This is a genomic window from Corallococcus sp. CA049B, from assembly GCF_003611685.1.
Classification (GTDB): domain Bacteria; phylum Myxococcota; class Myxococcia; order Myxococcales; family Myxococcaceae; genus Corallococcus; species Corallococcus coralloides.
The window spans coordinates 1-6,219 of sequence record NZ_RAWC01000338.1; the positions used below are offsets into that span (position 1 = coordinate 1).

Consider the following 6,219-nt stretch of genomic DNA (forward strand, 5'->3'; position numbering starts at 1 on the left):
GTGTCGCCGCGGCCACGGGGCCCGCGACCAACGCGCACAGCAGCCACCATCCGGGGAGGGTCCGCATGGGGGGGCATGCTAATTGACCCCGTCCAGGGCCGCTCGCTACAAGCCTCCGGGTGCGCCACTCGCGAACGTTGACCCTCTCCGCCGCCGCGCTGAGCCTCCTGGCCTGCGCGAAGCAGGTTCCTCCGTCCACCGCCGCCGCGCCGCCCGAACCGCGCTCGGTCCAGCTGCTGACCGCCACGCCGGAGCGCGAGACGGCCCGCCTGGAGCAGCGGCGCGAGGACGTGGAGGTGGACACCCGCGAGGGCGAGCGCACGCCGCGCGTCGTCGCCACCGGCGAGTCGCCGCAGCTGCTGCTGGACGGCGCCAAGGCCAGCCTCTGCGGGGACGCGGCCTGCACGCAGGGCTTCGCCGTGGACAACTTCCTGCTGCTGGAGGTGCTGGACACGAAGGGGAAGGTGTCGCGCCGCGCCGCCGTGGGCTTCGCGGACAGCGTCTTCATTGGCAACGAGCAGGTGGACAACGTGGGCCGGCGCGCCTTCAGCTTCGAGCCCAACGAGGTGGACCTCAGCGCCCTGCTGCCGGAGTCCGAGCCCTTCCGCCTCCGCGCCACCGCGCTGGACTACTGGGGCGTGGGCCGCGTGACGAACGTCTTCCTCCGGCTGGAGCCCGGCGCGGGCCGCGCAGAGGACGACCTGCGGGGCCACTGAGCGGCCCCGGAGCCTTCGCGACCGGGGCGGACGTCCGCCCCGCGCGGGGTCAGAAGCGCACGCCGTTCGCGGGCATCGCCGGGCGCAGGCCCGAGAACCCGATGTCGCCGTCGCACGTCCCGCGGCACACTTCGTCCGGGGTGAGCTCCGCGGGGCCCCGGGTCATCGCGTAGGCGCCAGCGCCCGCGGCGGCGGCCACCACGCCCACGCCCACCCAGACGTACCACTTCTGGTACCAGGACTTGCTGGTGCTCTCCTTCACCTCCGGCGGCTGCTCGGTGCCCAGCGCCAGCCCCGGCTGGTCCACCGGCGACTCCGCGGGCTTCGAAGGCGCAAGCAACGACGAGCGAGGCGTATCGTCCGCCTGCGCCACCGTCGTCGGCGTGTCGGCCGAGGGACGCAGCCGCCCCTCCACGACGTAGAGCTGGCCGGCGCGCACGTTGATGTTCTTCACGTCCTTGAGCCCCGGCGCGCGGAACTCGATTTCGTGCTGCCCCTGGGACAGGGGGTGGTTCTCGATGGGGGCGGGGCCCACGCGGTTGCCGTCCACGAACACCACCACGCGGGGCACGTCCGCGCGCAGGGTCGCGAAGCCCGTGGCCGCGTCCAGCGAGATGATCAGCTCCGTCGTCAGACCCGGCGCCAGCGTCACCCGCTGGTTGAACTCCGAATAGTTCTGACGGCGGGCGATGACGGTGTACTCCCCCGGCGCCAGCTCCAGCGGCGTCTGCGGGTTCACCTCCTGGCCGTCCACCGTCACCTTCGCACCGCGCGCGTTGCTGCCCAGCTTGAGCGCGAGCGTGGCCTTCGCGGGGGCCGTGTCCTCGACGGTGGCCGTGGCGGCGTTCTTGCCCGCCTTGCCCTTGCGCTTGGCCGTCGGCTTGGGCGGCGTCTTGCGCTTGGCCGCCGGCTTCGGCGGCTTCGCGGGCTTGGCCTTGGTGCCCTTGGGCTTCGTGGGCTTCGTCTCCGAGGGCCCCAGGAGATCATCAATGTCCTGGGCGAACGCCGCGGACGGCAGCGCCAGGGTGGCGACGAGCGACAGGATGGCGAAGCGGCGAAGACTCATGTCGCCCGAAGGTTAGAGAGTCATCCCAGGGGAAGCAAACACCGTCCCACCGGGCCGTCCGTTGGGAGAATATCCGCGCCCCATGCACCGCGCCCTCCTCACCCTCCCCCTCGGCCTCTGTGTCCTCTCGCTCGCGGCCTGTCCGGGCAAGGCCCCACCCCGGGTGGAGACCTCCACGTCCTCCGTGCCGCCTCCCATCCACGTGCCGCCCGGCTGTGAGAAGAACCTGTCCGGCGACTACCACCACGCGCAAAACCCGGCCTTCCGCTACCTGGGCCAGGACGACGGTCGCACCCTCTCACTCGCGGTGGTGCGCGCGTGGGCGGACGGCGGCATGGAGTCTCCGGACGCGGGCTCTGTGGGCATCGTCCTCACCCGCACGCCGGAGGGCTTCGTGGGCGAGACGCGCGCCACCGGCTTCAGCGCCTCCGGGACGCCCTGCCCCGTCGCCTTCCCCACGGAGGCGGTGGCCTGCACCGACGCCGGCCTCACGCTGAGGGCCGCGTCCAGCACCGCCATCGACGAGGGCTGCCGTCCCGCGACCTCCGGCCCCGCGCCGGTGCGCCAGGAGCAGGTGCTGCTGCGGGGCATGCCCGACGCGGGCATGTAGGCCGGAAGCCCGGACAAAAGCACCGCGCCGCCCTCCCCGCCCTGTGAAGTCCAGGAGGGAAGCGGCGGCGCGAGGTGGACCGCGGAAGCGGCGCGAGCGGCTCAGGCCGCCTGACGCGGCTGCTCCTCGGAGGGCGTCACGGCGGGAGCGGCGTCCGGCACCTTCGCCCGGCCCGCCAGCCCCTGGAGCAGGCTGGACGCGCCCACGTAGAGGAAGCCCGCCAGGAACAGGATGATGAAGGGCACCGACGTGTAGATGCGCGAGTCGATGGCGAACCACAGCGCCCCGGTGAAGTAGGCGGCGAAGAGCAGCTCCACCACCGGCATCAGCGTCTTGCTGCCCCGGTAGCTCTTCTTCACGGCCTTGACGCTCTTGCCCTCCGCGCCCGTCTTCGGCGTGCGCGCGAAGCCCGACTGCTGGTTGAGCAGCGCCTCGCCCACGGCCTTCGCGTTGTTGATGGCCAGGCCGATGCCCAGGCTCATCAGGAAGGGCAGGTACTTGAAGCGCTCCCAGCCCTTCACGCCGCGCTCGCGCTGGGCGGCCACGTAGAAGACGCAGACGCTGGCCGTCGCGGTGATGAAGAACGGCAGGTCCAGGAACAGCGTGCCGTACAGGCCGTGCTGGAAGCGCACCACCATGCTGATGGGCATCAGCACGGACAGGAGCACCATCAACAGGTAGGCCATGTTGTTGGTGAGGTGGAAGAAGGCCTCGCGCTTCACCAGGAGCGGCAGGTCGCTCTTGAGGATGGTGGGGAGCAGCTTCTTCGCCGTCTGGATGGAGCCCTTGGCCCAGCGGTGCTGCTGGCTCTTGAAGGCGTTCATGTCCACCGGCACCTCCGCGGGAGAGATGACCTCCGGGAGGAAGATGAACTGCCAGCCCTTGAGCTGCGCGCGGTAGGACAGGTCCAGGTCCTCCGTGAGCGTGTCGTGCTGCCAGCCGCCCGCGTCGGAGATGGTGCCGCGGCGCCAGATGCCCGCGGTGCCGTTGAAGTTGAAGAAGCAGCCGGCGCGGTTGCGCGCGGTGTGCTCGATGATGAAGTGCCCGTCCAGGAAGATGCTCTGCGCCTGCGTGAGGATGCTGAACTCACGGTTCAGGTGGCCCCAGCGCACCTGCACCATGCCCACCTTCGCGTCCGCGAAGAAGGGCACCGTGCGCATCAGGAAGTCGGGGCTGGGGACGAAGTCCGCGTCGAACACCGCCACGTACTCGCCCGAGGCCAGCTTGAGGCCGTTCTCCAGCGCGCCCGCCTTGAAGCCCGAGCGGTTGACGCGGTGGATGTAGACGATGTCGTGGCCCTTCTGACGGTGGCGCTCCACGCACGCGCGCGCGATGCCGCACGTCTCGTCCGTGGAGTCGTCCAGCACCTGGATCTCCAGCAGCTCGCGCGGGTAGTCGATGCGGCACACCGACTCCACCAGGCGCTCCACCACGTACATCTCATTGAAGATGGGCAGCTGGATGGTGACCTTGGGCAGCGCCTTCAGCGTGCCGTTCGGCGTCGGCAGCTTGAACTTGTGGCGGTAATACAAAAACGCCATGCGGTAGCGGTGGGAGCCATAGACTCCCAGCACGCTCAGCAAGCTGAAGTAGACTGCCAGGAAGATGATCTCGACGGTGGTCATCGGTGACGCTCAGCCCCTCCCGCTGGCACTGGCGCCAGCGGTCCTACCAGACGTGGCGGCATGCCGACCGACCGCTCACGCTGACCGCCGCCTCTGGGTCTGCTGAGCCCCGCCCCGTATGTGCCCGAAAAGACAGGGCTTTGACCTTCCGGCTACTGATCGCCGGCGGACAATAGGGAGCGACCCGGGTCGTGTCAAACTATTCCCCGGATTCGAGAGGCTTTGAACGGCGGTTTTGACGCAGGTTGTCACCCCCTTCTTCCCTGCGTCGGGGCGATGCCGGGACGACGTCCCAGGTGCTCCGAGCGGCAGAGGACCTAGCGCGCGACGCGCAGGGGCACGGGAGCAGTGGGCGCGAGGGCGGGGCCTTCCGAGACATGCGACTCGTCGCGGGTGGCGCGGTCCAGCACGCCCTGCACCAGCGCGGGGAAGTCCAGGCCGGCGCGGGCGGCGATCTTCGGCAGGAGGCTTACGGGCGTGAAGCCCGGCAGGGTGTTCACCTCCAGCACCACGTCGTTCTCCGTGTCGGAGCACATCAGGTCCACGCGGCCGTAGCCCCGGCAGCCCAGGGCGCGGTACGCCGCGAGCGCGAGCGACTCCACGTTGACGCGGCGGGTGTCGGACAGGCGGGGCGGGAGGAAGTACTGGGCGCCGCCGCCCTTGTACTTGGCCTCGTAGTCGAAGCCCTCGCGCGGGTAGGACACCTCGCAGCTGCCCAGCACGCTGTCGCCGAGGATGCCCACCGTCACCTCCTGACCCTGGACGAAGCGCTCCACCAGGGCCTCGCCGCCGAAGCGGCACGCCTGGATCACCGCGGGCACCAGCGCCCCGGCGTCGTGCACCACGGACAGGCCCACGGACGAGCCGCCCTTCGCGGGCTTCACCACGCAGGGGAAGCCGCTGTCGCCGTGCAGCTCCAGCGCGCGCTCCGCGTCCTCGCGGGCCACCCGGTAGCCCCGGGGCGAGGCCAGGTTGTGCAGTTGGAAGAGCTTCTTCGCCATGGGCTTGTCCATGGCCAGCGCGGAGGCCAGCACGCCGGAGCCGGTGTACGGAATCTCCAAGAGTTCCAGCAGGCCCTGCACGCGGCCGTCCTCGCCCATGCGGCCATGCAGCGCGAGGAAGGCCACGTCGATGTCCGCCGCGCGCAGCGCCCGGTCCAGGCCCGGGCCCGCGAAGACGCGGGTGACGGTGTGCCCCAGGGTCTCCAGGGCCGCCACCACGGCCTCCCCCGTCTTGAGCGAAATCTCCCGCTCCTCGCCCCACCCGCCCATCAGCACTCCCACGCGCTTGCCCATGTCGATGATGCCTCCTTGGGCCCGCGTCAGAGCACGGATGATGCCACGCACCGGAAGTGATCCCCGGCGCGGACGTCGCGTTCAAGTGGCTGGAATAACAGGGGTTTCGCGGTGGTGCCAGGCGGCAGGCAGCCGTGTCCGGCGGGACACGGCGCGGCCCGGTGGCCACGTGCGGGAGTGTTTACAGGGCGCCGCGCCCTGGTGCCCCTGGAGCCAGGGACACAAAGGCGCGGCGGCAACGGCATCCGGGGCCCGTCACCGGCGCCGTGACTGGCGACCGGTGACGTCAGGCCCGGCGTGGGACTTCAGCCCCCGTCGCGGACGCCGCCGTCGGGCAGCAGGCCGCCATCCGTGAGGCCTGCGTCCGCGTCGTCACCGGCGTCGGTGGTGCCAGCGTCACTGGTGCCAGCGTCGGTGGTGCCGGCGTCGGACGTGCCGGCGTCGGTGGGGGTGCCGTCCTCGGAGGTGCAGACCTCGTCGCGGCAGACGTAGCCCTCCAGGCACTGGCCGCGGTCGCAGGGCTGCCCTTCGGGGTCGAAGCTGACGAGCAGGCTGCAGGCGGACAGGCCCAGGACGAGGGCCGAGGGAACGATGAGCGATGAAAGGCGGCGCATGGCTAGTAGTTCCGGAGATCGTCTTCGTCGAGCTTGGGGCGCTTCTTCTCTTCCTCGCGCTTGCGCCGGGCCTCTTCCTCCGCCTTGCGCTTCGCCTCTTCGTCCGCCTTGCGCTTCGCCTCCTCCGCCGCCTTGCGCTGGGCCTCCTCGTCCTTCTTGCGCTGCTCCTCCTCGCGCTTGAGGCGGGCCGCCTCCTCGCGCTGGCGCCGGGCCTCGGCCTCACGCTCCTTGCGCGTCAGCTTCTTCGCGGGCGGCGCGGGAGGAGGCGGCCCGCCTCAAGCGCGCGGAGGCGC

Annotated in this window: 7 protein-coding genes; 3 read left to right on the top strand and 4 right to left on the bottom strand. The window is 71.0% G+C overall.

Going from position 1 to position 6,219, the window contains the following annotated elements:
• Nucleotides 1-119 precede the first annotated feature (119 nt).
• Nucleotides 120-716: a hypothetical protein gene (locus D7W82_RS37795; RefSeq protein WP_120622907.1), complete on the top strand. Its 597-nt coding sequence runs from the start codon at nucleotides 120-122 to the stop codon at nucleotides 714-716.
• Between the two features lie 49 nt (nucleotides 717-765).
• Here the strand turns inward: D7W82_RS37795 and D7W82_RS37800 are convergent, their stop codons facing one another.
• A complete protein-coding gene (locus D7W82_RS37800) occupies nucleotides 766-1,782 on the bottom strand; it encodes a PEGA domain-containing protein (RefSeq protein WP_120622908.1) in 1,017 nt (338 codons plus the stop codon).
• A gap of 82 nt (nucleotides 1,783-1,864) precedes the next feature.
• Between D7W82_RS37800 and D7W82_RS37805 the strand changes: the two genes are divergently transcribed.
• Nucleotides 1,865-2,392 carry a hypothetical protein gene (locus tag D7W82_RS37805; protein ID WP_120622909.1) on the top strand — a complete coding sequence of 176 codons (528 nt, stop codon included), beginning with the start codon at nucleotides 1,865-1,867 and terminating at the stop codon, nucleotides 2,390-2,392.
• Between the two features lie 101 nt (nucleotides 2,393-2,493).
• Here the strand turns inward: D7W82_RS37805 and D7W82_RS37810 are convergent, their stop codons facing one another.
• The 3 genes from D7W82_RS37810 to D7W82_RS37820 form a co-directional block, all read right to left on the bottom strand.
• Complete coding sequence (locus D7W82_RS37810) at nucleotides 2,494-4,017, bottom strand: cellulose synthase family protein (protein WP_120622910.1); 1,524 nt, start codon at nucleotides 4,015-4,017, stop codon at nucleotides 2,494-2,496.
• Between the two features lie 317 nt (nucleotides 4,018-4,334).
• Nucleotides 4,335-5,312: a D-alanine--D-alanine ligase gene (locus tag D7W82_RS37815; RefSeq protein WP_120622912.1), complete on the bottom strand. Its 978-nt coding sequence runs from the start codon at nucleotides 5,310-5,312 to the stop codon at nucleotides 4,335-4,337.
• Nucleotides 5,313-5,617: 305 nt separating this feature from the next.
• Nucleotides 5,618-5,926, bottom strand: coding sequence for a hypothetical protein (locus D7W82_RS37820; RefSeq protein WP_120622911.1), 309 nt, complete (start codon nucleotides 5,924-5,926; stop codon nucleotides 5,618-5,620).
• Here D7W82_RS37820 and D7W82_RS42035 point away from each other — a divergent pair.
• The coding region (locus D7W82_RS42035; RefSeq protein ID WP_233588181.1) for a hypothetical protein at nucleotides 5,911-6,219 on the top strand (309 nt) is incomplete at its 3' end. The two genes, D7W82_RS37820 and D7W82_RS42035, sit on opposite strands and share 16 nt — an antisense overlap.

Coding starts and splice junctions, on each gene's coding strand:
- D7W82_RS37805 (WP_120622909.1), top strand. CDS start 1,865: ATGCACCGCGCCCTCCTCACCCTCCCCCTCGGCCTCTGTGTCCTCTCG.
- D7W82_RS37815 (WP_120622912.1), bottom strand. CDS start 5,312: ATGGGCAAGCGCGTGGGAGTGCTGATGGGCGGGTGGGGCGAGGAGCGG.
- D7W82_RS37820 (WP_120622911.1), bottom strand. CDS start 5,926: ATGCGCCGCCTTTCATCGCTCATCGTTCCCTCGGCCCTCGTCCTGGGC.
- D7W82_RS37810 (WP_120622910.1), bottom strand. CDS start 4,017: ATGACCACCGTCGAGATCATCTTCCTGGCAGTCTACTTCAGCTTGCTG.
- D7W82_RS37800 (WP_120622908.1), bottom strand. CDS start 1,782: ATGAGTCTTCGCCGCTTCGCCATCCTGTCGCTCGTCGCCACCCTGGCG.